The sequence below is a fragment of the Streptomyces musisoli genome (genome assembly GCF_016741855.1).
GTDB lineage: Bacteria > Actinomycetota > Actinomycetes > Streptomycetales > Streptomycetaceae > Streptomyces > Streptomyces musisoli.
Window position 1 is genome coordinate 284,427 of sequence record NZ_JAERRH010000004.1, and the last position, 23,293, is coordinate 307,719.

Genomic DNA, 23,293 nt, shown 5'->3' on the forward strand with positions numbered 1-23,293 from the left:
AAGAGCATTGCGGGGCAACGTGAATCAGATGCAGGGCCTGCTCATAGCAGGCCGCTACCGGCTCGCCGAATCCATCGGCAGCGGCGGCATGGGCCGGGTGTGGCGCGCCCACGACGAGGTGTTGCACCGGAAGGTCGCCATCAAGGAGCTGACCGCCGCGCTCTACGTCTCCGACAGCGATCAGGCCGTCCTGCTCGCCCGCACCCGCGCCGAGGCGCGGGCCGCCGCGCGCATCAACCACTCCGCCGTCGTCACCGTGCACGACGTCCTGGAACACGACGGCCGCCCGTGGATCGTGATGGAGCTGGTCGAGGGCAACTCGCTGGCCGACGCGGTCAAGGAGCGCGGCCGTGTCGAACCCGAGGAGGCCGCGCGGATCGGACTGTGGGTGCTGCGGGCGCTGGGCGCCGCGCACTCCGCCGGTGTGCTGCACCGGGACGTCAAGCCCGGCAACGTGCTGCTCGGCACGGACCGCCGGGTACTGCTCACCGACTTCGGCATCGCCCAGATCGAGGGCGACACGACCATCACCCGCACCGGAGAGGTCGTCGGCTCCGTCGACTACCTGGCCCCCGAACGGGTGCGCGGCCACGACCCCGGCCCGGCCTCCGACCTGTGGGCGCTCGGCGCCACGCTGTACACGGCGGTCGAGGGGCGCTCGCCGTTCCGGCGCACCTCGCCGCTGAGCACCATGCAGGCCATCGTCGAGGAGACCGTGAACGAGCCGCGCCACGCCGGCCCGCTCGGACCGGTCATCTCCGCCCTGCTGCGCAAGGATCCGGCCCAGCGGCCGGGCGCGGGGGAGGCGGAGCAGATGCTCGCCGAGGCGGCGGAAGGCCGCCGGCCGAGCAGCGCGCAGGCGTTCATCCCCACCCAGGGCTCGGGCGGGCAGCCGCATCCGACGGGCAACTCGGGCTACGGCACGACCGGTTACCCGACCGGCGGCACCGCCCCCCAGGTCCCGTCGAGCACGGGCCGTCCCGGGACCGGGCCGACGGCCGTGGCGCCCATGCCTCCGGGCCCGGTGGGCGGCCCGGCACCGGCCCGGCCCCGGCGCCGGCGACGGCTGCGCACGCTCGCGCTCGTCGTCGCCGCCGCGGCCGTGCTCGGCGGTGGCGCGGCGGCGGCCTTCCAGCAGTGGGGTGCCTGGGAGCAGACCGACAGTACGGGCGGGACGGCGGGCCCGGCCCTCACGTCGCCTTCCGCGAGCGGCAGTTCCGCGCCGGGCCCCGAGGGCACGGTCCCCGATTCGTGGCAGCGCTACGACGACGAGTGGGGCTTCAGCATCCGCCTGCCCAAGGGCTGGTCGCGGAAGGTCGTCGGCGTCCAGGGTGCCCTCCGGCAGGTCGACTACACGCCTGACGGCGGTAAGCACTTCGTCCGCATCGCCATCGACACGTCACCGGACTTCGCGGACGCCAAGTCGCACCAGGAGGACCTCGAGCAGCAGCTCCAGGGACTGGTCGACTACAAGCGGGTGACCATGGAGGAGAACACCTACCGCGACTGCAAGGGCTCGCTGTGGGAGTACACCTGGACGGCTCTGGCCAAGGACCCGCCCTATGTCGCCGGGCCGCGCCACGCCGTCGAGGAGACGTATTTCTCGCGGGACGGCGCCGAGTACGCGATCTACATGTCGTCACCCGGGCAGGACTGGGCGAAGACGAGCAAGCAGTTCAAGTGGGTCCTCCAGAGCTGGCAGCAGCCGCGGTGAGCGACGACGGCACCGGTGAGCACGGCCGGGTCCGGGGTGACTTCCGCCCGGGACACGGCAGTTCGGGGCACTGCTGACCGGCCCCGGACAGGCGGCGCACCGTCTGCGACCCTCTGTGCCCGCCGCCTCCTTTCCGGGGGGCGGCGTCCGTCGTTCGGGGCGCTGCCCGGCTTGGCTGATCGGCGCCCCGGAGCGGATGGGCCCGGTGCGGCATGATGGGCGCATGGGGACCGAGGGAGCCGGCTTCCGGCTGATCGCGGGCCGTTACCGCCTGGAGGAACGCGTCGGGCGCGGCGGCATGGGCGTCGTGTGGCGGGCGAGCGACCAGGTGCTGGGCCGGCAGGTGGCGGTCAAAGAACTCCTTCCGGACGACTCGCTCCCGGACGACGACGCGCGCCGCCGCCGTGACCGTACGTTCCGTGAGGCCCGCGCGGTCTGCCAGCTGCGGCACCCGCACATCATCGTCGTGCACGACGTGGTGGAACAGGACGAACGGCCGTACCTGGTGATGGAGTTGATCGACGGCGGTTCGCTCGCCGACCGGATCGCCCGGGACGGACCGGTCGACGCCGCCGAGGCCGCGCGGGTCGGCATCGCCCTGCTGAGCGCGCTGCACACCGCGCACGAGGCGGGCGTACTGCACCGGGACATCAAGCCGGCGAACGTCCTGATCGAGTCCGGCACCGACCGGGTCGTCCTCACCGACTTCGGTATCGCCCAGGTCGCGGGCGCCACCACGCTCACCGAGACCGGGTCCTTCGTCGGCTCGCCCGAATACACCGCGCCGGAGCGGATGTCCGGGCTGCGCACCGGCCCCGAGTCCGACCTGTGGTCGCTGGGCGCGCTGCTGTGCACGGCGCTCAGCGGCGAGTCGCCGTTCCGGCGCGACTCCCTCGGCGGCATCCTGCACGCCGTCGTCGCCGACGACATCCGCCCGCCGGCGCAGGCCGAGCCGCTGCTGCCCGTCGTCCGCGGGCTGCTGGAGCGCGATCCCGACCGGCGGTTGGGCGCGGTGGACGCCGAGCGGATGCTGCGGACGTATCTGGAGACCGGCCGGACACCGGCCGCACCGGCCGGCCAGGCCACGGGGGCACCGCACGGCGGCGGACGCATCCACCGGATCGGCACCGGCCGGACGCAGAAGGCCCCGGAGCCGTACGCGCCGACCCAGCCGGACCTGCCCCGCGGCGGACCCGTGCCGCCCACCCCGGCGCAGCCGTCCCCGGCCCGGACGTCCCCGCGCGGGGTGCTGGTGGCGGCGCTGCTCGTCGCCGCGCTGGCCGGCGCGGGCGTGTCGGCCGCGGCGATGCTGCTGCACCGGCACGGGGACGGCGGCACCCCGGGCGGTACGGCGACGTCCCCGGCCACCCGGACCGGAACGGGGCCCACGGGTACCGCGGGTACGAACCCGTCCCCGGCACCGACCGGAACACGCTCGGCGCCCGTGCCCACCTCCGGCGCGCCCCGCCCGACCGCCGGCTCGCACACCGCGCCCTCCGGCTACCGCACGGCCCAGGACCCGGCCGGCTTCTCCCTGGCCGTGCCCGAGGACTTCACCCGCAGCCTCGAGGGCGAGCGCGTCTTCTACTTCTCGCCGGGCCGGACCTTCCGCCTGGGCGTCAAGGTCTCCGAGCCGCAACTGGGCGGCCCGCAGGGAGTGATGGAACGCTCGGCCGCGGGCGGCCCCTCCACCAACCCCGGCTATCACGACGGCCGGGTCACCCGGGCCACGCACCACGGACACGAGGCCGCGCTGTGGGAGTTCAGCTGGGACGGCTTCAGCACGGCGGAGGGCCCCCGCCACACCTACGACCTGTGCTGGGAGGAGGGCGGGCTGCTGTACGACGTCTGGGTGTCGGCGCCGGTGGGGAAGGTGCGGGAGGCGCGGGAGTACTTCGACGTGGCGGTCGACACGTTCTCGGTCACGGGTGTGTGACCGGTTCGCTCTCCCTGTTGGACCGGGCGCCGTGGGAGAGGTAGAGATGACGCATGAGCAGTGACGGGGGAGTCGGCCACGGGGCCGACGACACGACGAGTTTTGTTCTGCAACCGCCGAGGCCGCGGCCGGCTCCGGGCACGGAGCCCCGGACGGCTCCGGTCGCCGAGCCCCACGCGGTGCCGGGCCCGGCCGCACGGCCCCCGGTCCCCGCCCCCGCCGCACCGGCGTCGGTCCCCGCGGCGCCGGCCCCGGTCCCCGCCCCCGCGGTGCCGGCCGCGGCACCGGCCCAGGCCGGTCACGCCGGGGACCCGGGCACCGGCCGGCTCGTCGCGGGCCGCTACCGTCTGCTCGGCAAGCTGGGGCACGGCGGCATGGGCACCGTCTGGCGGGCCGAGGACGAGACGGTGGACCGTGAGGTCGCCGTCAAGGAACCCCGCCTGCCGGACCACCTTCCCGAGCGTGAACGGGCCAACGCCTTCGAACGCATGCGCCGCGAGGCCCGCGCGGCGGCCCGCCTCGACCACCCCGCGGTGGTGAACGTGCACGACGTCGCGGTCGTCGACGGCCGGCCGTGGATCGTGATGGAGCTGGTGCACGGCCGCACGCTCGGCAGCGTGCTTCAGGACGGCACGCTGGACGCGCGGGAGGCGGCCCGGATCGGTCTGCAGGTCCTCGGCGCGCTGGAGGCGGCGCACGCCGCGGGCGTGCTGCACCGGGACGTCAAGCCCGACAACATCCTGCTGGGCCGGCACGACCGGGTGGTCCTCACGGACTTCGGGATCGCCCAGATCGAGGGCGACACCCGGCTCACGGACACCGGCGGCTTCGTCGGCTCGCCCGAGTACATCGCGCCGGAGCGGGTGCTCGGGCAGCGGCCCGGCCCGGCGAGCGACCTGTGGTCGCTGGGCGTGGTGCTGTACACGGCCACGGAGGGCGTGTCGCCGTTCCGCCGCAGCAACACGCCGGCCACCCTCCAGTCCGTCCTCAACGCCACCCCGGCACCGCCCGCGTCCGCGTCCGGCCCGCTGGCCGAGGTCATCAACGGGCTGCTGCACAAGGACCCCGCGCACCGCCCGGCGGCGGACCGGGTCCGCGGCCTGCTGCGGGAGGCGGCGAGCCCCCCGCCGCCCCCCGCGCCCACGGTGCCCCTCCCGCCCGGTCCCGTCCCGGCCGCCACCCGCTCCCGCCGCCCGCGCCGGCTCGCCTGGCTCGGTGCCGGCGCGGCGGCGGTCGCGGCGGCCGTCGCCGCGTACTTCGTGCTCCCCGGCTCCTCCGGGGGCCGGCTGCCCGACGGCTGGGCGAAGCGGCCGGAGAGCGGCCTCGGCGTCACCCTGGCCGTCCCCGCGGGCTACCAGGCCGTCCGGCCGGACAAGGACGCCGGCGACAAGAGCTGGGTGACGTACGCGGACTGGAGCGGCGGCATCTGGATCCGTCTGCACCTGGAACGCCGCTCGGAGGACTCCCTGGACCGGATCAAGTCCAGCGCGCGGGCCCAGATGTACGACGACAACGAGAAGTTCAAGACCCAGGGTGACTACGACCTGGGCATGGGCGAGGCCACGAGGACGGTCCCGGACGCGGACGCCACGTTCCAGGGCCGGCAGGCCGCCGGGAACACGGTCGTCTATCCGTCGGACGACTCGCCCGCCCGCCCCCGCGAACTGCGGATCTTCTACTACCGCACCACGTCCGGGGACATGTACGAACTGGCGGTCGGCTACCCGGGCAAGGGCGACTTCACCGCCCGCGGCCGGGAGGTGGCGAAGGCGGCGATTGCGAACCTGGAGATCACGAAGCCCTTTGACCCCGGTAGCGGCCCGGGGTGGTCCCGAACTCCCGGCTGAAGGCGTGCGAGAGGGCGTACGGGCTGCCGTACCCCGTCTCCCGCGCCACCGCCGCGAGCGGTGCGTCCGTGGCGCGCAGCCGGGTCGCCGCGAGGGTCAGCCGCCACCAGGTCAGGTAGGCCATCGGCGGGCGGCCGACCAGCGCGGTGAACCGCCGGGCCAGCGTGGCCCGGGACACGCCCGCCTCGGCGGCCAGGCGGGCGGCCGTCCAGGGGGCCGCCGGATCGGCGTGCAGGGCGCGCAGCGCGGCCGCCGTCACCGGGTCGCTCAGCGCCGCAGGCCAGGCGCCCGCCCCCGCCTCCGCCGTCCAGGCCTGGACCAGGTACACCAGCAGCAGGTCCAGCAGGCTCGGCAGGACGAGGCAGCCGCCCGCCCGGCGTTCCGCCGGCTCGCGCGCCGGCAGGTCGACGGCCGCCCGCAGTTCAGGATGGCCGCCGGCCCGGTGGGGCAGACGGGGGCGGCGCCCAGCCGATGGACCGGCTGGTCTACGAGGACGGCGTCGCGCCTGTGCACCGGGCCGGACAGACGGTGCTGTGGGAGGACGCGTACCGGATAGACGAACACCTCGTCCTGGAGGCGGCGCCCGGGCACACCCCCGGCTCCGGGGTGCTGCGGGTCGAGTCCGGCGGTGAACGGGCGGTGTTCGTCGGCGACCTGCTGCACAGTCCGGTGCAGATCCTGCGGCCCGAGTGCAGCAGCTGCTTCTGCCTCGACCCGGCACAGGCGGCCCGGACCCGCGAGCGCGTGCTGGAACGGGCGGCGCAGGAGCGGGCGTTGGTGGTGCCGGGCCCACTTCGGCGGGGCCGGGGCGGTGGAGGTACGCAGGGCGCCGCACGGGTTCAGCCTGCACCGGTGGGCCGCCCGACCGCCCCGCTTCGACAACGGCGTGGGGCGCGCGGTACTCATGTGACATGACCGAAGACGGCGAACTCCCGCCCGACGCACGTCTGATCGGCGGCCGCTACCGGCTGGCCGGACGCCTCGGGGCCGGGCCGACGGGGACCGTGTGGCGAGCGCGGGACGAACAGGGGCAGGGACGACCGGTCGCCGTCAAGGAGCCGCTGCTGCCCGGTGATCCGGCCACCGACGAGGAGAGCCGGCGGATCGCGCACCGGCTGCACCACGAGGCCCGGGCCGCCACCCGGGTGCGGCACCCCTCGGCCGTGACGGTGCACGACGTCGTCACCGAGGCCGGGGTCCCGTGGATCGTGATGGAGCTGGTGGCGGGCGAGTCCCTGCGCGAGGTGCTGCGGCGCGGGCCGCTCCCGGCCGCCGAGGCCGCGCGCATCGGGCTCGCCGTGCTCGGCGCGCTGTGTGCCGCGCACGCCGTCGGGATCGTGCACCGGGACGTCAAGCCGGCCAACGTGCTGCTGGAGTCCGGCACCGGGCGCGTCGTCCTGACCGACTTCGGCATCGGCGACGGGCACACGGAGGACGCGCCCGCCGGTTTCGTCGCCCCGGAGCGGGCGGCGGGCCCCGGCGCCGGACCGGCCTCCGACCTGTGGTCCCTGGGAGCGCTGCTGCGCGCCGCCGTGGGCGACGCGGACCCCGGCTCGCTGGGTCCGCTGGGCCCGCTGCTGGACCGGCTGAACGCCGAAGAGCCGGCGGCCCGGCCCGGCCCGCACGAGGTCACCGCCGTACTCGGCGACTACCTCGGCCTCACCCCGGCGCCGGACACGCCCACGGGGACGACGCAACCGGGGGAGCCGGGGGCCGGGGCGGCGGGACCGGAGCCGCAGCCGGACTCGGACTCGGTGGCACGGCCGGCCGCGGAGCCGGAGCCGGAGCCGGATGCCTTGCCGGAGCCGGAGCCGGAGCCGGAGCCGAAGCCGGAGTCGGCGGCCCGGCCGGTGGCGGGGCCGCTCCCCGTCCCCGGCACCCGCCGTCGCAACCCGCTCGGCGCTCTCGGCCTGCTGCTCGCGAAAAAACCCGGAGCCGACTGATCGCCACCCGCCAACGCCCTGATCAGCGCATTCTCTGCCAGTGATCACTGGCAGTGTGTGAGCACTCGGTGAATCCCCGTTACCGACGGGTACACAAAGCCTGCGCTCCGGCATACCCTGCGCGTCATGACGGACACGCAGGCCCCGGACATCGCCGGTACCAACCCGCTCGCGCCCGCGCCCCAAGGCGCCCGCACCGCCGCCGACGTGGTCACCCCGGAGTTGGTGGCCCAGCTCACCAAGGGCGTCGTCGGCTCCGGCCGTACCGCCAACCACACCCCGTTCACCGGCGAGAAGCTGGCCGACCTGCCCGAGTCCACCCCGCAGGACGTCCTCAAGGCGTTCGAGGCGGCCCGCGCCGCCCAGGCCGTGTGGGCGCTGACCCCGGTACGGCAGCGGGCCGCCGTCCTGCTCCGCTTCCACGACCTGGTGCTGGAGCGGCAGGCCGAGGTCCTCGACCTGATCCAGCTGGAGACCGGCAAGGCCCGTCTGCACGCGCACGAGGAGGTGCAGGCCGTCGCCGTAGCGGCCCGCCACTACGGCCGCCGGGCCACGGCGTACCTGAGGCCCAAGCGGCACACGGGCGCCATGCCGACCCTCACGAAGGTCACCGAACTCCGGCACCCGCGCGGCGTCGTGGGCCAGATCGCCCCGTGGAACTACCCGCTGGAGCTGTCCGTCGGCGACGCCCTGCCCGCCTTCGTCGCGGGCAACGCCGTGGTGATGAAGCCGGACACGGAGACCTGCCTCACCGCGCTCTGGGCGCGTGACCTGCTGATCGAGGCCGGACTGCCCGACGGCGTCTTCCAGGTCGTCCTCGGCGAGGGCCCGGTCGTCGGCCCGGAGCTGGTCAAGCACGCCGACTACGTCTCCTTCACCGGCTCCACCCGCACCGGCCGCGAGGTCGCCGTCGGCGCCGCCTCCCGGCTGGTCGGCGTCTCCCTCGAACTCGGCGGCAAGAACGCCATGCTGGTGCTGGACGACGCCGACATCGAGAAGGCCGCCGCCGGAGCCGTCCGCGCCTGCTTCTCCTCGGCAGGCCAGCTCTGCATCTCCATCGAGCGGCTGTACGTCCACGAGTCCGTCGCCGACGCCTTCCTGGAGCGGTTCGCCGCCCGCACCAGGGCCATGCGGCTCGGCAACTCCCTTGCCTACGGCGCCGACATGGGCTCGCTGGTCGGCGAACGCCAGCTGAAGACCGTCGAACGGCATGTGCAGGAAGCCGTCGCCAAGGGCGCGAAGGTGGTCACCGGCGGAGTGGCCCGCCCCGACATCGGCCCCTACTTCTTCGAACCCACCGTCCTGGACGGCGTCGAGACCTCCATGGCCGTGTGCGAGGAGGAGACCTTCGGCCCGGTCGTCTCGGTCTACCGCTTCAAGAGCGACGACGAGGCCGTCGAACGCGCCAACGCCACGCCGTACGGCCTGAACGCCTCCGTGTGGACGAAGAACGCCCGCCGGGGCCAGGACGTCGCCGCCCGCCTGCGCACCGGCACGGTCAACGTCAACGAGGGGTACGCGCCCGCCTACGGCAGCGCCCAGTCCCCGATGGGCGGCATGAAGGACTCCGGACTCGGCCGCCGCCACGGCTCCGAGGGCATCCTCAAGTACACGGAGGCCCAGACGGTGGCCCGGCAGCGGCTGCTGCCGATGGCTCCGTCGCTGGGCATGGACGACGAGAAGTACGCCCGGTTCATGAGCACGAGCCTCCGGGTCATGAAGGCATTCCGGTTCCGCTAGAAACGCCCGTTCTCGACGAGGAGAGCACGTGTCGCAGGAGAAGTCTGTCCAGACCCGGGACGAGGACGGGTACGACTACGACGTCATCGTGGTCGGATCGGGGTTCGGCGGCTCGGTCACGGCCCTGCGCCTGACCGAGAAGGGGTACAGGGTGGGCGTCCTGGAGGCCGGCCGCCGCTTCACCCGTGACGCCCTGCCGAAGAACTCCTGGGACCTCAAGAACTACCTCTGGGCCCCGAAGCTCGGGATGTACGGCATCCAGCGCATCCACCTGCTGGGCAATGTGATGGTGCTGGCCGGCGCGGGAGTCGGCGGCGGCTCGCTGAACTACGCCAACACCCTCTACGTACCGCCGAAGGCCTTCTTCGACGACCCCCAGTGGCGGCACATCACCGACTGGCAGGAGGAGCTGGAGCCCTACTACGACCAGGCCCGGCGCATGCTCGGCGTACGGCTCAACCCCACCATGACCCCCTCCGATGTGCATCTGAAGGCGGCGGCGCAGCGGATGGGCGTCGGCGACACCTTCCACCTCGCCCCGGTCGGCGTCTTCTTCGGGGACGGCAAGGACGCGGACGGCACGGCGAAGGCCCGGCCGGGCGGCGAGGTGGCGGACCCCTACTTCGGCGGGGCCGGCCCCTCCCGCAAGGCCTGCACCGAGTGCGGCGAGTGCATGACCGGCTGCCGGCACGGCGCGAAGAACACCCTCAACGAGAACTACCTCCACCTCGCGGAGAAGGCGGGCGCGGTCGTCCACCCCATGACGACGGTCGTGTCCGTCACGGACGACTCGCGGGGCGGCTACGCGGTGGCGACCCTGCCGACCGACCGGAAGAAGAAGGGCGCGGGCCGGCTCCTCACCGCCCGCAAGGTCGTTCTCGCGGCCGGCACCTATGGCACCCAGACCCTGCTCCACCGCATGAAGGCCGGCGGCCAGCTGCCCCACCTGTCGAACCGGCTGGGCGATCTGACCCGCACCAACTCCGAGGCGCTGGTCGGCGCCCAGACCGACGACCGCCGCTACCGCAGGGCGACCGGCGAGCCGAGGGCCGACTTCACGCGGGGTGTCGCCATCACGTCCTCGATCCACCCCGACGAGAACACCCACATCGAGCCGGTCCGCTACGGCAAGGGCTCCAACTCGATGGGCGGCCTGTCGATCCTCCAGGTGCCGTACGCGGAGGGTTCCTCGCGCGTGCTCGCCTGGCTGGCGAACGCGGCCCGCCACCCCGTGCTGGTCGCCCGTTCCCTGTCCAACCGCCGCTGGTCGGAGCGGACCATCATCGGCCTGGTCATGCAGTCCCTGGACAACTCGCTGACGACGTATCTGAAGCCCGGCGGAGTCGGCAAGGGCCTGCTCACCGCCCGGCAGGGGCACGGCTCGCCGAACCCCAAGCAGATCAGGGCCGCGACCGAGGCCGCCACCGTGCTCGCCGCCGAGATCAACGGCTTCCCCGGCAGCAACGTCGGCGAGCTGATGGGCACCCCGCTCACCGCGCACTTCCTGGGGGGCTGCCCCATCGGGGACTCCCCGGAGACGGGCGTCATCGACCCGTACCACCGGCTCCACGGCCACCCCGGCATCTCGGTCGTGGACGGCGCCGCGGTCTCGGCCAACCTGGGCGTCAACCCCTCGCTGACGATCACCGCGCAGGCCGAGCGGGCGATGTCGTTCTGGCCGAACAAGGGCGAGGAGGACCCGCGGCCGGCGCCGGGCGCGGCGTACGAGCGGCTGAAGCCGGTGGAGCCGCAGGCCCCGGTTGTCCCGGCGGACGCGTTCGGCGCGCTGCGGCTGCCGTTCCTGGGGATGCCGGCGGTACCGCCGAAGAAGTGACCGGAGCGGGGTGAGCGGCCGGAGCGGGGTGCGGCCGTAACGGGGCGAGTGGCCGGAGCGGCCGGAGCGGACGCGTGGCCGGAGCGGGACGAGTGGCCGGAGCGGACGCATGGCCGCACGGTACGAGTGGCCCGAACGGCACAGAGGGACCTGCATCCCCCTCCGAAGGCAGGTCCCTCTCACCGTTTCTTGATCCGGCAGGTTTGATCGGCGAAAAGCGAGAAGGGTTGCTCCGGATACCCGGATTTCTTCGTGTGACGTGAGTCACGGGCGTGACCGCCCGGGGCCGCGACCAGCCGCGGATACGAACGGCCGGGGGCGTGACGGGGCGTGGGCGCGAGGAGCCGCGGACGCGACAGGCCAGGGGGCACGACCGGCCGGGGGCGTGACGGGCCGCGGACGCGACAGGCCGGGGGCGTGCCCGGCTGTGGGCGTCACCGGCCGAGGACGTGTCCGGCTGTGGGCGTGACGAAGGGCCCCGCGGGACGGAGACCGCGGGGCCCTTCTTCCGGTCAGCACCGGCGTCAGGGCAGCGCCGGTGCCGGGGAGCGGCGCCGGGGGGTTGCGCCGCTTGTTCGTGTGCCCTGTGGCCTGTCTGCAGTTTTCCGCCGGCCGGCCCCGGGCGTCCCCGGAGCCGGCCGTTCTCTTGGGTGACCGGGCTGCTGTCCCCTGCCGTCCGGTCACTTTTCCGGAGCGAGGTCCCACGGCGTACGGCACGACCCGTACGCCTCATCGCCCCAGCGAGCCACGCGTGGTTCTGTCGGGCCCGCCCCTGGCTGGCACGGACACACCCCTCAACGAAGCGGTGCGCGGGCCGGTCACGCGCCGTACGGGTGAGAGCGGCACCGAACTCAGATGCGACCCCGGCACAGCTCCAGCAGGGTCATGGCGAGGCCGGTGCCGGGCTTGCCGAGCGCGTCCCGGTAGCGGCCGAGGATCTCCATCTCACGGGAGAGGTGCACCCGCCGCCCGCCGGAGGCGACACGGGTCTGCTGGACGACGGCGGAGACGGCCATCCGCTCCTGGATGAGGCCGATGATCCGGTCGTCGAGCGCGTCGATGCGCTCCCGGGCGTCGGCGATCGTCGCCTCCGGGGTGACGGTCGTTTCCGCGGTGGTGGTGGTCACGTCGGGCTCCTCGGTCGGGAAGGTGGATGCCCTGGAACGGCAGAACCCGGAAAACGACAGGCGCCCCGGGCCTTGTCGGCCCGGGGCGCCTGGGAAGTCGCTTGGCGTCAGCTCAAGCAGCACGACCATGGCAGCCGGCGGGCCGGATGCCATAGGTAAAGACGAAGGTCGTGTGCTGAAGCATGCGGCCAGTATGCCACGGCCCGCACAGGGGAACCCTTCCCGCCCGCCCGTTAGACTCGGTAGCACAGACCCCCGCCCGACCACCAGAAGGCACCCCGTGTCATCAGCGACTTCCACTGCCGCCACCACCGACACCGTCCTGGTCGTCGACTTCGGCGCGCAGTACGCCCAGCTCATCGCCCGTCGCGTCCGCGAGGCGCGGGTCTACAGCGAGATCGTGCCGAGCACCATGCCGGTCCGGGAGATGCTCGCCAAGAACCCCGCGGCGATCATCCTCTCCGGTGGCCCCTCGTCCGTGTACGAGGAGGGTGCCCCCAGGCTCGACCGCGAGCTCTTCGAGTCCGGCGTCCCCGTCTTCGGCATGTGCTACGGCTTCCAGCTGATGGCGGAGGTCCTCGGCGGCACCGTCGACAACACCGGGGCGCGCGAGTACGGCCGTACCGACCTGCACGTCTCCCGGAACTCCTCCACCCTCTTCGAGGGCACCCCGGACGAGCAGCACGTGTGGATGTCCCACGGCGACGCCTGCTCCGCCGCCCCCGAGGGCTTCACGGTCACCGCGTCCACGGACGTCGTCCCGGTCGCCGCGTTCGAGAACGACGAGAAGAAGCTCTACGGCGTCCAGTACCACCCCGAGGTCATGCACTCCACGCACGGCCAGCAGGTGCTGGAGCACTTCCTGTACCGCGGTGCCGGCCTGAGCCCGGACTGGACCACGGGCAACGTGATCGAGGAGCAGGTCGAGGCCATCCGCGAGCTGGTCGGCGACAAGCGCGCGATCTGCGGTCTGTCCGGCGGCGTGGACTCCGCCGTCGCCGCCGCCCTCGTCCAGAAGGCCATCGGCTCCCAGCTGACCTGCGTCTACGTCGACCACGGCCTGATGCGCAAGGGCGAGACCGAGCAGGTCGAGAAGGACTTCGTCGCGGCCACCGGCGTGCAGCTGAAGGTCGTCGACGCCGAGGAGCGCTTCCTCACCGCGCTCAAGGGCGTCAGCGACCCCGAGGAGAAGCGCAAGATCATCGGCCGTGAGTTCATCCGCGTCTTCGAGCAGGCGCAGGCCGAGATCATCGCCGACGAGGGCCCGGCCGTGGAGTTCCTGGTCCAGGGCACCCTCTACCCGGACGTCGTCGAGTCCGGCGGCGGCACCGGCACCGCGAACATCAAGTCGCACCACAACGTCGGCGGCCTGCCCGAGGACCTCGAGTTCAAGCTGATCGAGCCGCTGCGCAAGCTGTTCAAGGACGAGGTCCGCATGGTCGGCCAGGAGCTGGGCCTGCCGGAGGAGATCGTCCAGCGCCAGCCGTTCCCCGGCCCGGGTCTCGGCATCCGGATCGTCGGCGAGGTGACGAAGGAGCGTCTCGACCTGCTCCGCGAGGCCGACGCCATCGCCCGCGAGGAACTGACCACGGCCGGCCTGGACCGCGACATCTGGCAGTGCCCGGTGGTCCTGCTCGCGGACGTCCGCTCCGTCGGCGTCCAGGGCGACGGCCGCACCTACGGTCACCCGATCGTGCTGCGCCCGGTCTCCTCCGAGGACGCCATGACCGCCGACTGGTCCCGCCTGCCGTACGACGTCCTCGCCCGCATCTCGACCCGGATCACCAACGAGGTCCGGGACGTCAACCGGGTCGTGCTCGACGTGACGTCGAAGCCGCCGGGCACCATCGAGTGGGAGTAGTCCTCCCGCGGGTGACGGTCACGTCCGCCTGAGAGTGCGCACCGGCTCTCCGGGCTTCCAGACCTGGGCGACCAGATACGTGTCGTCCTCGACGTAGGTCCGTACGACCTCCGTCAGCTCGGTGCGGAAGAGGTGGAACGGCTGCGGCGGTTCCACCTCTTCCACGTACGCGGCCTTGGCCGCGCCCTCCCCGACCTCGCACGCCCGCCCGCTGATCCGGATGTCACCACCGCCCATGTCCGTCCCGTCACCGGGATTGGACTGGAGCGTGAAGCGCGGGTCGCGGCGCAGGTCGAGCGCCTTGAGGGAACCCGGCATCATGCCGAGCCACAGCTCCCCGTGCAGGAAGCGCACCTCCAGGCCGGAGGTGCGGGGGGAGCCGTCCGCGCGGAGGGTCGCGAGGACATGGTGCCGGTACGAGCCGAAGCGCTCTTCGGTGATCTTCGCCAGCTCGGGTGCGGCGCTGCTGAAGCCTGTCCAGTTCATACGGCCCAGCCTTGCCGGGAAACCCGACACCTTCTGTCTGGTATGCGCTGCGTACGGCATCTTTACAAACCGGCTCTGCCTTTTTGCGCCGCCCGGCGGTACGTTCCGGCCCGTACGCAATCCCAGGACGGGAGGATCTATGCACGGGCCCACCCCGCCCCTGCCGCTGCCCACCGACCGGCTGCGGTTCGCCATGCCGCCGATGCACGAGTCGGCCGAGGACGAACGCCGGCACCGCAAGGAGCGGCTCGCGGGCGCCCTGCGGATCTTCGGGCGGGCGGGATTCGAGGACGGGGTGTCCGGACACATCACGGCCCGGGACCCCGAGTTCACCGACTGCTTCTGGGTCAACCCCTTCGGGATGCCGTTCCGGCACGTCACCGTCGGCGATCTCGTCCTCGTCAACCAGGACGGGCAGGTCGTCGAGGGCCGCTACCACGTCAACCAGGCCGCGTTCACCGTGCATGCCCAAGTGCACGCCGCCCGCCCCGACGTCGTCGCCGTCGCCCACTGCCACTCCGTGCACGGCCGCGCCCTCGCCGCCCTCGGTGACCTCCTCGACCCCATCACCCAGGAGAGCTGCGCCTTCTACGAGGACCTCGCCCTCTACGACGCCTACACCGGTGTCACCGTCGACGCCGAGGAGGGCCGCCGGATCGCCGCCGCGCTGGACTCCCACAAGGCGCTCGTGCTGCGCAACCACGGCCTGCTCACCGTCGGGGACTCGGTGGACGCGGCCGCCTGGTGGTTTCTCTCCCTGGACCGGTCCTGCCAGGTGCAGCTCATGGCGAAGGCGGCGGGCCGGCCGGTGCTCATCGACCACAAGGCGGCCGTCGCCACCCGAGAACAGCTCGGCGGCGACCTCGTGGCCTGGATCAACTACCAGCCGATGTGGCAGGACATCAGCCGCAGCGAACCGGACCTGCTGAGCTGAGACCGCCGCCGCCCGCCCGGCACCGGTGACCATCCGGAGCCGCGGCGGTCCGGCCGGCTGCTTCGCCCCGTACGACCGCCGGCACCGGGTGATTCTCGCGGCCGGGTCAACACGGCGCTTCCGAATTCACCCTCGCTGACTCCGCGCGGCCGCCCCAAAGGGCCCGGGGTAGGGCACAATTCGCTCTCAGCACAGGGGAGTTGCCGGGCTGTCGCCCGGGCCGCGGATGCCGGTGGCAGGGTCGGCAGGGTGTGGGGAAGGCGGGCATCGGGCGTGGCGGTGCAGGAGGCGAGAGGGCACACGGATGCCGAGGACGTCCACGAGGGCGGCTGCACCTGCGGGGACTGTCCGCACGGCGCCCGGATGGGACACCGGCGTGCCGTCGCCGCGTTCCTGCGCCGGCGCGACGAGTTCGCCGCCGGACGCGGGCTGCCGGCGGCCGTGGCGCACTCGGCCTCGGCGTCCCGCCAGTGGGTGTCCGAGGAACTGACCCAGCGGGCCGAGGCCGTCGCCGAACAAGGCCGGGCCGAGGGCGCCGTCCGGCTCGCCCGGCTGTGGCTGCGGACGGTGTGCGCGGTGTGGGGTGCCGTCACCGTGCTGCTGCTCGCCGAGGCGCTCACCGCGATCGGCGCGGGCTGGACCGGCGCCCGCACCGCGGCCCTGCTCGCCGCGCTCGCCGTCGCCGGCGTGCTGACGGCCGCCTGCTTCCTCCACCGGGCGCGCGGCGGGGCGCTCGCGCCGGTGATCGGCGAGGACAACCGCATCTCCACCTCCCGTACCGTTGCCGCCTGCTGGGTGCTGTTCGTCGGTTACGCGATCCTGCTGCTGGCCGCCCGCCTGGCCGCCGCCTCCGACCACGCCGAACGCGACGCGCTGATCTCCGGCCTCGATCTGGCGCGCGGTGCGGGCGTGGTGACGGTCCTCGCCGTGGTGTGCGGCATCGCCGTCCTGGTCCGCCGGGTGGTGGGCCTGCGCATCCTCGCCCAGCGGCTGCAGAAGGTGCCGGCCCACCGTCCGCGCGCCGCCGATCTGCTCACCGACGACTCCGGCCGGGGCGCCTTCGCCGACATCCAGTACGTCGCCATCAGCGCCGTGGCCCTGCTGTTCGCCGCCGTACGGCTGGCCCGCCGCCCCGACCGGCTGCCCGACCTGCCCTGGGGCCTGGGCGTGATCGTGCTGATCTCGGCCGCCACCTACCTCGCCGGCAAGTACGCCGAGGGCGGCCGGCCGGTGATCCTCTCGGTGGTCCGCGCCCGCGAGCCCGGCGACCTGGACGGGCCGGTCCGCACCGGCGACGACATCGAGATCCGCGGCACCGGCTTCGTCCCGCCGGGCGCCCAGACCGCCGACCGGCTCTCCCGGACGGTCGTCCGCATCGGCACGGTCGACGTCCACGTCCCCCTGGTCCCCGTCGCGGGCGGCTTCCGCAACCCCACCGACCACGCCCTGACCGTGCCCGTACCCGCGGACGTGGAGCCCGGCGCGGTGGACGTCCAGGTGGTCACCGCGGCCGGGGTGGCGACCAACCGCTACCCGCTCCACGTGACGGAGTGACCGCCGGGGAGGGACGCCGGGGGAGGAATCCAGGGCCCCCGAAATCCGGAAAATCATCCGGGAGAGGATTGAACCGGATCCCTTCGTCATACGTATCGTCCAAGAAGGGTTGCACGGCGGGTGAAGGGCGGCTGGCAGCGATGACTCACGGCATGCGGACGGGCACGCAAAGCATCCGGTTGGACAGCCCGCGCGGCTGGCGGGACACCGCCGCCCACTACGCCCTGCTGCCCCTGCGGATCTTCCTGGGTGTCACCTTCGTCTACGCCGGCCTGGACAAGCTGACCGACAGCGCCTTCATGCAGGCCGGCGGTGCCGGGTCGATCGGCGAGACCATGCGTGCCGCCCGCGACTCCGCCGCGATCCCGGCCCTGGTCGACCTGGCCCTGAAGGCCCCGGTCGGCTTCGGCTACGCCATCGCCCTCGGCGAACTGGCCGTAGGCATCGGCACCCTGCTCGGTCTGCTCGGCCGGCTGGCCGCGCTCGGCGGCGCGCTGATCTCGCTCAGCCTCTGGCTGACGGTGAGCTGGGCGACCACCCCCTACTACTACGGCAACGACCTCGCCTTCCTGATGGCCTGGCTCCCGCTGGTCCTCGCCGGCGCCCCCTACCTCTCGGTGGACGCGGCCTGGCGGGCCCGACGGGGGGCCGGCGGCTACCGCTAGCCGCCCCGGCGCAGTCGGAGCCGCTCCGTCTAGCCGCTCTCGGCGCCGCCCCGTCTGCGTATGCCCCGGGTCACCGCGGCCGTGGCACCGGCTAGGCAGAGGCCGCCCACGACCAGCGGGACGACCGCGAACCAGGGGATGTCCCACAGACCTGCGGCGTCCGCCGCGTACGCCGCGCCGGTGGCGGTGAGGAAGAGCCCGGCGACCAGCTTCCCGGGCTGGAACTCATGACGCAGCACGGCTGACCTCCACCTGTCCCACACCGACGCCGAGCGTGAGGTCCAGCGTGCCTGACTTCCCGGCTCCCACGGCCGGAGCCAGCGTCACGTCCTTGTGCTGAGCGGGCTGCACGTCCACGTCCTTTCCACGGTCCTCGGGCAACCGGATGTCGCCCAGCCCCACATCGATGTCCATCCGCACGGCCACGTCCGCCGGCACGATCACCTTCAGCTGTCCCGCGCCCACCCGCGCGTCCGTGGTGACCGTCTGCCCCTCGGCCGGGCGCACCCGGGTCAGATCCAAGGTGCCCCGCCCTGTGCCGAGGTCGTACCCGGACCGCACCTCGGCCGCCGCGGCCGGCTTCCAGGACGTCTCCCGCCAGTCGGTCGTGATGTCCCGGGGCAGGGCCGCCGCCCCGGCCAGCAGGGCCGCGGTGACCACCGCCAGGAACACCGTCCCGGCGCCGGTACGGCCCAGGAACGCGCTGAGCATGATGCCCAGCCCGAACACCGCCAGCGCGCACGCCAGACCCGTCTGCAGGCTCGTGCCCAGCGGGTGCGTGTGCCAGCCGAGCCCGGTGCCGAGGCCGCCCGCCAGCAGGGCGAGCAGGAACACCCAGCCGCCGATCCAGCGCGGGCCGCGCGGTCTCGGGGCCGCGGGGCGCGGCGGCTGTATCGCTCCCTGGTGCGTCCAGGGGGTGGCGATGCCGACGTCCACGACCGAGGCGAGGTCCCGCTCGCGGGCGTCGCCGGGCCCCCACAGATAGCCGGTGCCGCCGACATGGGTGCCGTCCTTGACGATCGGGTCCCGCCACCAGGAGGGGTAGGTGGTGACGACCGGCGGCGCCTGGGCCTCCGGCGGTGCGTCGGCGGCGGCCTGCGCGGCCAGCGGGTCGGGATCGGGGGCGCCACGGCGCCGCGACCAGTACCCCGCGCCCGCGAGCAGCAGCGAGAGCACCGTGGCGAAGGCGAGCACTCCGCCGTTTCTCAGCATTGTCAGGAAGATTCCGCAGCCGACCAGCGCGAACAGCACGGCGGCCAGTGCCTGGCCGTCCACCCGGCCGGTGAACAGCTTGCGGAGTTCGTTCTCCTCCTCGTCCTCGTAGGGCACCAGGAGCCAGACGAAGCCGTAGAAGATCAGGCCCAGGCCGCCGGTCGCGGACAGCACGGCCAGCGTGATCCGGAAGATCACCGGGTCCATCTCGGTCTGCCGTCCGAGTCCCGCGCACACGCCCGCGATCATCTTGTGCCCGCGGTCGCGCCGGAACCGGTCGGGGAGCCCGGGGTCCTCCTGCTGCTCGGACCCGTCCGTGGGGGAGTGGCCGCCGCTCCGGGAGCCGGGGCGGGGCCCGGCCTCGGCACGGGGTCCCCCGTCGCCGCCGCCGGTGCGGATGCCGCTGTCGGTGTGGGCTCCGGTGCTGTCGTCGGTGTGGCCGCCGGTGCCGCTGCCGGCGCCGGCCGCTCCCGTCTCTCCCGTCGCGGCGGGCGCGGCATCCGTCGGCCCGGTGCCCGGGGCCGGGCGTGGGCCGGGGCCGGGTCCCGGACCCGTCGCGGCGTGCTCGTGATCCGTCATGCGTCCATGGTGACGGCCCGGCCACCGCCGTGGCAGTCGGGACGACCCTGGACCAACCCTGAAATCGGCCCCGAGACAGGGCCGGGAAGCGTTCGAGCGGCACGGATCGCCGCGGCGGACCGCACGAGACGCCCGCCCGGACCGGTCCCGGCCGAAGATCAGGGGCGTCTCCGGGGCCGACCCTGATGCCCTGCCCTGCCGGCCGTGTGACCATCGTTGGCATGCCGGAAGCCGCAAGCCTGCCACTCGACGACCCGCGGCCCCCGCGCAAGCTCTACCGCAGCAGCGACGGACGCTGGCTCGGCGGAGTGGCGCGGGGCCTCGCCGGGCATCTCGGGCTGCCCGTCGTCTGGGTGCGGCTCGTCTTCGTCGGCCTGTTCCTGGCCGACGGGCTCGGAGCGCTGCTGTACGCCGCGTTCTGGTTCTTCGTCCCGCTCGGCGTCGGTGGTGTCGGCGGCCAGAAGCCGTCGCTGGTGAGCACGGAGACCTCGCCGGACGGCCGCCGCAGACTGGTGGCCCGCAAGCCGGACCGGGGACAGATCGTCGCGCTGCTCCTCATGGTCGTCGTCTCCATGGTCTTCGTGGGCAGCGTCAACCTGGGCAGCGCGGCCAAGGCGTATCTGGTGCCCGCCGTGCTCGTCGCGGCCGGTGTCGCCCTCGTCTGGCGCCAGGCGGACAACGCACGCCGGGCCCGTTGGGTCGAGGCCGGCCGCCGACGCCGCACCCTCACCCTGCTGCGCACGGCCGGCGGCGTCCTGCTCGTCACGGCCGGTGTCTCGGCCGTGTTCGTCCTCCAGGGCTCGGCCGCCCACCTGGGGGCGGTCCTTCAGGCCGCGCTCGCCGTCCTCGTCGGCATCACCCTGCTCGCGGGCCCGTACCTGGTCCGCATGACCCAGGACCTGTCCGAGGAGCGCCTGATGCGTATCCGTGCGCAGGAGCGCGCCGAGGTCGCCGCCCACGTCCACGACTCCGTGCTGCACACGCTCACCCTGATCCAGCGCAACGCCGAGAACGCGGGCGAGGTGCGCCGCCTCGCCCGCGCCCAGGAGCGCGATCTGCGTACCTGGCTGTACAAGCCGGAGGGCACCGGCAAGGACGAGGCCGACGAGCCGGACACGGTCGCCGAGGCGGTGCGGCGCAACGCCGCCGAGGTGGAGGACAAGCACGGTGTACCCATCGAGGTCGTGATCGTCGGCGACTGCCCGCTGGACGAGAGGACCAGTGCGCAGATGCAGGCCGCGCGCGAGGCGATGGTGAACGCCGCCAAGTACGGTGGCGAGGGCGGCGCCGTACAGGTCTACGCCGAAGTCGAGGGAAAGACGGTCTTCGTGTCCGTGCGGGACCGCGGCCCCGGCTTCGACCTCGACGCGATACCCGCCGACCGCATGGGCGTTAGAGAATCGATCATCGGCCGCATGGAGCGCAACGGCGGCACGGCCCGGCTGCGGGCGGTGCCGGGCGGCGGCACCGAGGTCGAGCTGGAGATGGAGAGGGCGGAGAAGACGTCATGAGTGACGCGACCGAGGCGAACGGCACGGCGGGGGCGGCGGGGGCGGCCGGGGCCGGCCGGCCCGACGGCGGCGCGGGCGGGCGGCACGTGCGGGTGGTGCTCGTGGACGACCACCGGATGTTCCGCACCGGCGTCCAGGCCGAGATCGGTCAGACCTCCGAGACCGGGGTCGAGGTGGTCGGCGAGGCCGCGGACGTCGACCAGGCGGTCTCGGTCATCAACGCCACACGGCCGGAGGTGGTCCTCCTCGACGTCCACCTGCCGGGCGGCGGCGGTGTCGAAGTGCTGCGCCGCTGCGCGGCGTTGACGGCGGACGCCGAGCGGCCCGTCCGCTTTCTCGCGCTGTCCGTGTCGGACGCGGCGGAGGACGTGATCGGGGTGATCCGCGGCGGCGCCCGCGGCTATGTCACCAAGACCATCACCGGCGCCGACCTGGTCGACTCGATCTTCCGTGTCCAGGAGGGCGACGCCGTCTTCTCCCCGCGACTGGCCGGGTTCGTCCTGGACGCCTTCGCCTCCACCGACGCCCCGCCCGTGGACGAGGACCTGGACCGCCTCACCCAGCGGGAGCGCGAGGTGCTGCGTCTGATCGCCCGGGGCTACGCCTACAAGGAGATCGCCAAGCAGCTGTTCATCTCGGTGAAGACGGTCGAGTCCCATGTCTCGGCGGTCCTGCGCAAGCTCCAGCTGTCCAACCGGCACGAGCTGACCCGCTGGGCGACCGCGCGCCGGCTGGTCTGACCCGGCGGGCCCGCCGCTCCACCGGCGCCGGCCCATCGGCCGACGCCCACGCCGACGCCATCCGCCGCCCCCGCCCTCACGCCACCCGCCGCCCCGCCCTCACGCCACCCGCGTCGCTCCCGCGAACGGCATCTGGTCGATCGGGGCCAGGCGGACCGGCGCCGACGGGTTCGGGGCGTGGATCATCTGGCCGTTGCCCACGTAGATGCCGACGTGGCTGATCCCGGAGTAGAAGAACACCAGGTCACCGGGACGGAGTTCGGCGCGGGAGACCCGTCGGCCCGCGTTGATCTGGGCGTAGGTGGTGCGGGGCAGGGAGATGCCGGCGGCACGGTAGGCGGCCTGGGCCAGGCCCGAGCAGTCGAAGGCGTTCGGGCCGGTGGCACCCCATACATAGGGGCTGCCGAGCTTGCTGTAGGCGTAGGCGACGGCTGCCGCCGCCCGTCCGGTGGAGGCGGGGGCGGGCCCGGCCTGCTCCAGCGGCTCCCGTGGATCCGCCGCAGACCGGGAGGCGCGGGTGACCGTGCTGCCTGCGCCGGTGGCTTCGGTGCGCTGCCGTGGAGTCAGCCGCGCCAGCAGCCGCCGGGCCTCGTCGAGCTTGCCGGTGACGGTCTTCTTCTGCCGTCTCAGCTCGGCCTGCCGGGAGCGCAGCGTCTTCAGCTCGATGCGTGCGGCACCCCGCAGCTGCTCGATCTCCCGCAGTTGCCGGCGCACCCGCGACACCGCGGCGACCTGCCGGTCGCCGACCCGCTCCGCGAGCGCGGCGCCGTCCAGATACCGGTCGGGGTCGCTGGAGAGGGCCAGTTGCCAGGCCGGGTCGATGCCGCCGTCCCGGTACTGCGCCGCCGCGACCGAACCCAGAGCGTCCCGGGCGGAGTTGAGTTTCTCCTGTCTGCGGGCGGCCTCGTCCTGGAACCCGCTCAGCCGCCGCTGGGCCGTGTCCGCCTTCTCCTTGGTCCCGTTGTACTTCTCGGTGGCGGCCTCGGCCTCCTGGTACAACGTCTCCACCTTGGCCTTCACCTGCGCCGGCGTCAGCTGCGGCTCCGCGTGCGCCGTCCCGTCGAAGCCGGTCGCGGTGGCCGCGCCCGCCAGGGCGAGTGTGGCGGCCGTCCGGGCCGTATGGCTGCTGAGCGAGCGTTGCGGGGGCTTGCGGTGGGCTGCCACCTGGACCGTCACGTCCTTCCGTACGGCTTGTGCGACCGAGCGGTCGGTGCGCCCCGCGGCGGCCCGCACAGGGGAGTCGGGCCGCCGCCGGGCCTTTCTCGGCGGGGGCGACCGGTTGCCGCCCTGGCCTGGGCGGCGTGGGGGAGCCGGTCACCTGGGGGAGGACGCTAGGCCGGACGGTGACGAGTCGGTAACGCGGTGTGCGGAACTGATGTCGAAGGATCGGGTCGTGACCATATGTGACCGCCCCGACGGGCTGGAGTCGTCGTCTTTACGGAGCGTGGTGACCGAAGCGCGGAAAGCGGGACTGGCGGGGATCGTGGGGTGCTATGGGGCGCATATATGCGAGATCCGCAGTGCGTCGTCCGGCGCCCGGTGGCACACCGTCACCGAGCTGCTAACCCGCGCGGGCGGGCGGCCCGCCCCCACCCCCGGGACAGCCCTGG

At 73.6% G+C, this 23,293-nt stretch carries 18 protein-coding genes and 2 pseudogenes; 13 read left to right on the plus strand and 7 right to left on the minus strand.

The genetic code is table 11. The features are described from left to right. Positions 1-28 precede the first annotated feature (28 nt). The 3 genes from JK361_RS13945 to JK361_RS13955 all read left to right on the plus strand — a co-directional run bounded on the left by JK361_RS13945 (position 29) and on the right by JK361_RS13955 (position 5,497). A complete protein-coding gene (locus JK361_RS13945; RefSeq protein WP_201816932.1) occupies positions 29-1,714 on the plus strand; it encodes a serine/threonine-protein kinase in 1,686 nt (561 codons plus the stop codon). A gap of 223 nt (positions 1,715-1,937) precedes the next feature. After that, the gene (locus JK361_RS13950) at positions 1,938-3,650 is read left to right on the plus strand and encodes a serine/threonine-protein kinase (protein ID WP_201816937.1); all 1,713 of its coding nucleotides are present in this window, start codon (positions 1,938-1,940) and stop codon (positions 3,648-3,650) included. 53 nt (positions 3,651-3,703) lie between these two features. Further along, positions 3,704-5,497: a serine/threonine-protein kinase gene (locus JK361_RS13955; protein ID WP_201816938.1), complete on the plus strand. Its 1,794-nt coding sequence runs from the start codon at positions 3,704-3,706 to the stop codon at positions 5,495-5,497. Here JK361_RS13955 and JK361_RS13960 read toward each other — a convergent pair. Together JK361_RS13960 and JK361_RS42945 are read right to left on the minus strand one after the other, a co-directional pair. Further along, a complete protein-coding gene (locus tag JK361_RS13960; protein ID WP_504739905.1) occupies positions 5,442-5,825 on the minus strand; it encodes a helix-turn-helix transcriptional regulator in 384 nt (127 codons plus the stop codon). The two genes, JK361_RS13955 and JK361_RS13960, sit on opposite strands and share 56 nt — an antisense overlap. Before the next feature lie 36 nt (positions 5,826-5,861). Next, positions 5,862-5,948: pseudogene (locus JK361_RS42945) on the minus strand (hypothetical protein); the annotation flags it as partial. On the opposite strand from JK361_RS42945, the pseudogene JK361_RS13965 reads away from it, so the two are divergent. The 4 genes and pseudogenes from JK361_RS13965 to JK361_RS13980 form a co-directional block, all read left to right on the plus strand. Next, positions 5,936-6,407, plus strand: a pseudogene (locus JK361_RS13965) (MBL fold metallo-hydrolase); the annotation flags it as partial. The pseudogenes JK361_RS42945 and JK361_RS13965 overlap by 13 nt on opposite strands. A 1-nt stretch (position 6,408) precedes the next feature. Further along, a complete protein-coding gene (locus tag JK361_RS13970; RefSeq protein ID WP_201816941.1) occupies positions 6,409-7,440 on the plus strand; it encodes a serine/threonine-protein kinase in 1,032 nt (343 codons plus the stop codon). Between the two features lie 126 nt (positions 7,441-7,566). After that, positions 7,567-9,180 carry a succinic semialdehyde dehydrogenase gene (locus JK361_RS13975; RefSeq protein ID WP_201816943.1) on the plus strand — a complete coding sequence of 538 codons (1,614 nt, stop codon included), beginning with the start codon at positions 7,567-7,569 and terminating at the stop codon, positions 9,178-9,180. 28 nt (positions 9,181-9,208) lie between these two features. Then, positions 9,209-11,014 carry a GMC family oxidoreductase N-terminal domain-containing protein gene (locus JK361_RS13980; protein ID WP_201816945.1) on the plus strand — a complete coding sequence of 602 codons (1,806 nt, stop codon included), beginning with the start codon at positions 9,209-9,211 and terminating at the stop codon, positions 11,012-11,014. An 851-nt stretch (positions 11,015-11,865) separates the two neighbouring features. Here JK361_RS13980 and JK361_RS13985 read toward each other — a convergent pair. Further along, positions 11,866-12,141 carry a chorismate mutase gene (locus JK361_RS13985; protein ID WP_201816947.1) on the minus strand — a complete coding sequence of 92 codons (276 nt, stop codon included), beginning with the start codon at positions 12,139-12,141 and terminating at the stop codon, positions 11,866-11,868. 280 nt (positions 12,142-12,421) lie between these two features. Between JK361_RS13985 and guaA the strand changes: the two genes are divergently transcribed. Then, positions 12,422-14,002 carry a glutamine-hydrolyzing GMP synthase gene (gene guaA / locus JK361_RS13990; RefSeq protein WP_201816949.1) on the plus strand — a complete coding sequence of 527 codons (1,581 nt, stop codon included), beginning with the start codon at positions 12,422-12,424 and terminating at the stop codon, positions 14,000-14,002. Between the two features lie 18 nt (positions 14,003-14,020). On the opposite strand, the gene JK361_RS13995 is transcribed toward guaA, so the two are convergent. Continuing rightward, positions 14,021-14,488, minus strand: a complete 468-nt coding sequence (locus JK361_RS13995) for a pyridoxamine 5'-phosphate oxidase family protein (RefSeq protein WP_201816950.1) — start codon at positions 14,486-14,488, stop codon at positions 14,021-14,023. Between the two features lie 139 nt (positions 14,489-14,627). Between JK361_RS13995 and JK361_RS14000 the strand changes: the two genes are divergently transcribed. From JK361_RS14000 to JK361_RS14010, 3 genes are all read left to right on the plus strand, one after another. Then, positions 14,628-15,422 (plus strand): class II aldolase/adducin family protein, encoded by a 795-nt coding sequence (locus JK361_RS14000; protein WP_201816952.1) that lies wholly within the window; start codon positions 14,628-14,630, stop codon positions 15,420-15,422. Positions 15,423-15,695: 273 nt separating this feature from the next. Continuing rightward, a complete protein-coding gene (locus JK361_RS14005) occupies positions 15,696-16,976 on the plus strand; it encodes a hypothetical protein (protein ID WP_201816953.1) in 1,281 nt (426 codons plus the stop codon). Between the two features lie 140 nt (positions 16,977-17,116). Next, positions 17,117-17,641, plus strand: coding sequence for a DoxX family membrane protein (locus JK361_RS14010; RefSeq protein ID WP_201816954.1), 525 nt, complete (start codon positions 17,117-17,119; stop codon positions 17,639-17,641). A 29-nt stretch (positions 17,642-17,670) separates the two neighbouring features. On the opposite strand, the gene JK361_RS14015 is transcribed toward JK361_RS14010, so the two are convergent. Together JK361_RS14015 and JK361_RS14020 are read right to left on the minus strand one after the other, a co-directional pair. After that, positions 17,671-17,880 (minus strand): hypothetical protein, encoded by a 210-nt coding sequence (locus tag JK361_RS14015; protein ID WP_201816955.1) that lies wholly within the window; start codon positions 17,878-17,880, stop codon positions 17,671-17,673. Further along, positions 17,867-19,432: a PspC domain-containing protein gene (locus tag JK361_RS14020; RefSeq protein WP_201816956.1), complete on the minus strand. Its 1,566-nt coding sequence runs from the start codon at positions 19,430-19,432 to the stop codon at positions 17,867-17,869. The genes JK361_RS14015 and JK361_RS14020 overlap by 14 nt, the downstream gene beginning before the upstream one ends. Before the next feature lie 221 nt (positions 19,433-19,653). On the opposite strand from JK361_RS14020, the gene JK361_RS14025 reads away from it, so the two are divergent. Continuing rightward, complete coding sequence (locus JK361_RS14025) at positions 19,654-20,943, plus strand: ATP-binding protein (RefSeq protein WP_201816957.1); 1,290 nt, start codon at positions 19,654-19,656, stop codon at positions 20,941-20,943. Beyond that, on the plus strand, positions 20,940-21,683 hold the full coding sequence (locus JK361_RS14030) for a LuxR C-terminal-related transcriptional regulator (RefSeq protein ID WP_201816959.1): 744 nt from the start codon (positions 20,940-20,942) through the stop codon (positions 21,681-21,683). The genes JK361_RS14025 and JK361_RS14030 overlap by 4 nt, the downstream gene beginning before the upstream one ends. A 99-nt stretch (positions 21,684-21,782) precedes the next feature. Here JK361_RS14030 and JK361_RS14035 read toward each other — a convergent pair whose 3' ends face one another. After that, positions 21,783-22,847, minus strand: coding sequence for a C40 family peptidase (locus tag JK361_RS14035; protein WP_201817601.1), 1,065 nt, complete (start codon positions 22,845-22,847; stop codon positions 21,783-21,785). Positions 22,848-23,293 lie beyond the last annotated feature (446 nt).

Excerpts from the sequence above, each read along its gene's own strand:
- JK361_RS14025 (WP_201816957.1), top strand. The coding sequence starts at position 19,654 with ATGCCGGAAGCCGCAAGCCTGCCACTCGACGACCCGCGGCCCCCGCGC.
- JK361_RS13955 (WP_201816938.1), top strand. The coding sequence starts at position 3,704 with ATGAGCAGTGACGGGGGAGTCGGCCACGGGGCCGACGACACGACGAGT.
- JK361_RS13945 (WP_201816932.1), top strand. The coding sequence starts at position 29 with ATGCAGGGCCTGCTCATAGCAGGCCGCTACCGGCTCGCCGAATCCATC.
- JK361_RS14010 (WP_201816954.1), top strand. The coding sequence starts at position 17,117 with ATGACTCACGGCATGCGGACGGGCACGCAAAGCATCCGGTTGGACAGC.
- JK361_RS13970 (WP_201816941.1), top strand. The coding sequence starts at position 6,409 with ATGACCGAAGACGGCGAACTCCCGCCCGACGCACGTCTGATCGGCGGC.
- JK361_RS13995 (WP_201816950.1), bottom strand. The coding sequence starts at position 14,488 with ATGAACTGGACAGGCTTCAGCAGCGCCGCACCCGAGCTGGCGAAGATC.
- JK361_RS14000 (WP_201816952.1), top strand. The coding sequence starts at position 14,628 with ATGCACGGGCCCACCCCGCCCCTGCCGCTGCCCACCGACCGGCTGCGG.
- JK361_RS14030 (WP_201816959.1), top strand. The coding sequence starts at position 20,940 with ATGAGTGACGCGACCGAGGCGAACGGCACGGCGGGGGCGGCGGGGGCG.
- JK361_RS13975 (WP_201816943.1), top strand. The coding sequence starts at position 7,567 with ATGACGGACACGCAGGCCCCGGACATCGCCGGTACCAACCCGCTCGCG.
- JK361_RS14020 (WP_201816956.1), bottom strand. The coding sequence starts at position 19,432 with ATGACGGATCACGAGCACGCCGCGACGGGTCCGGGACCCGGCCCCGGC.
- JK361_RS13950 (WP_201816937.1), top strand. The coding sequence starts at position 1,938 with ATGGGGACCGAGGGAGCCGGCTTCCGGCTGATCGCGGGCCGTTACCGC.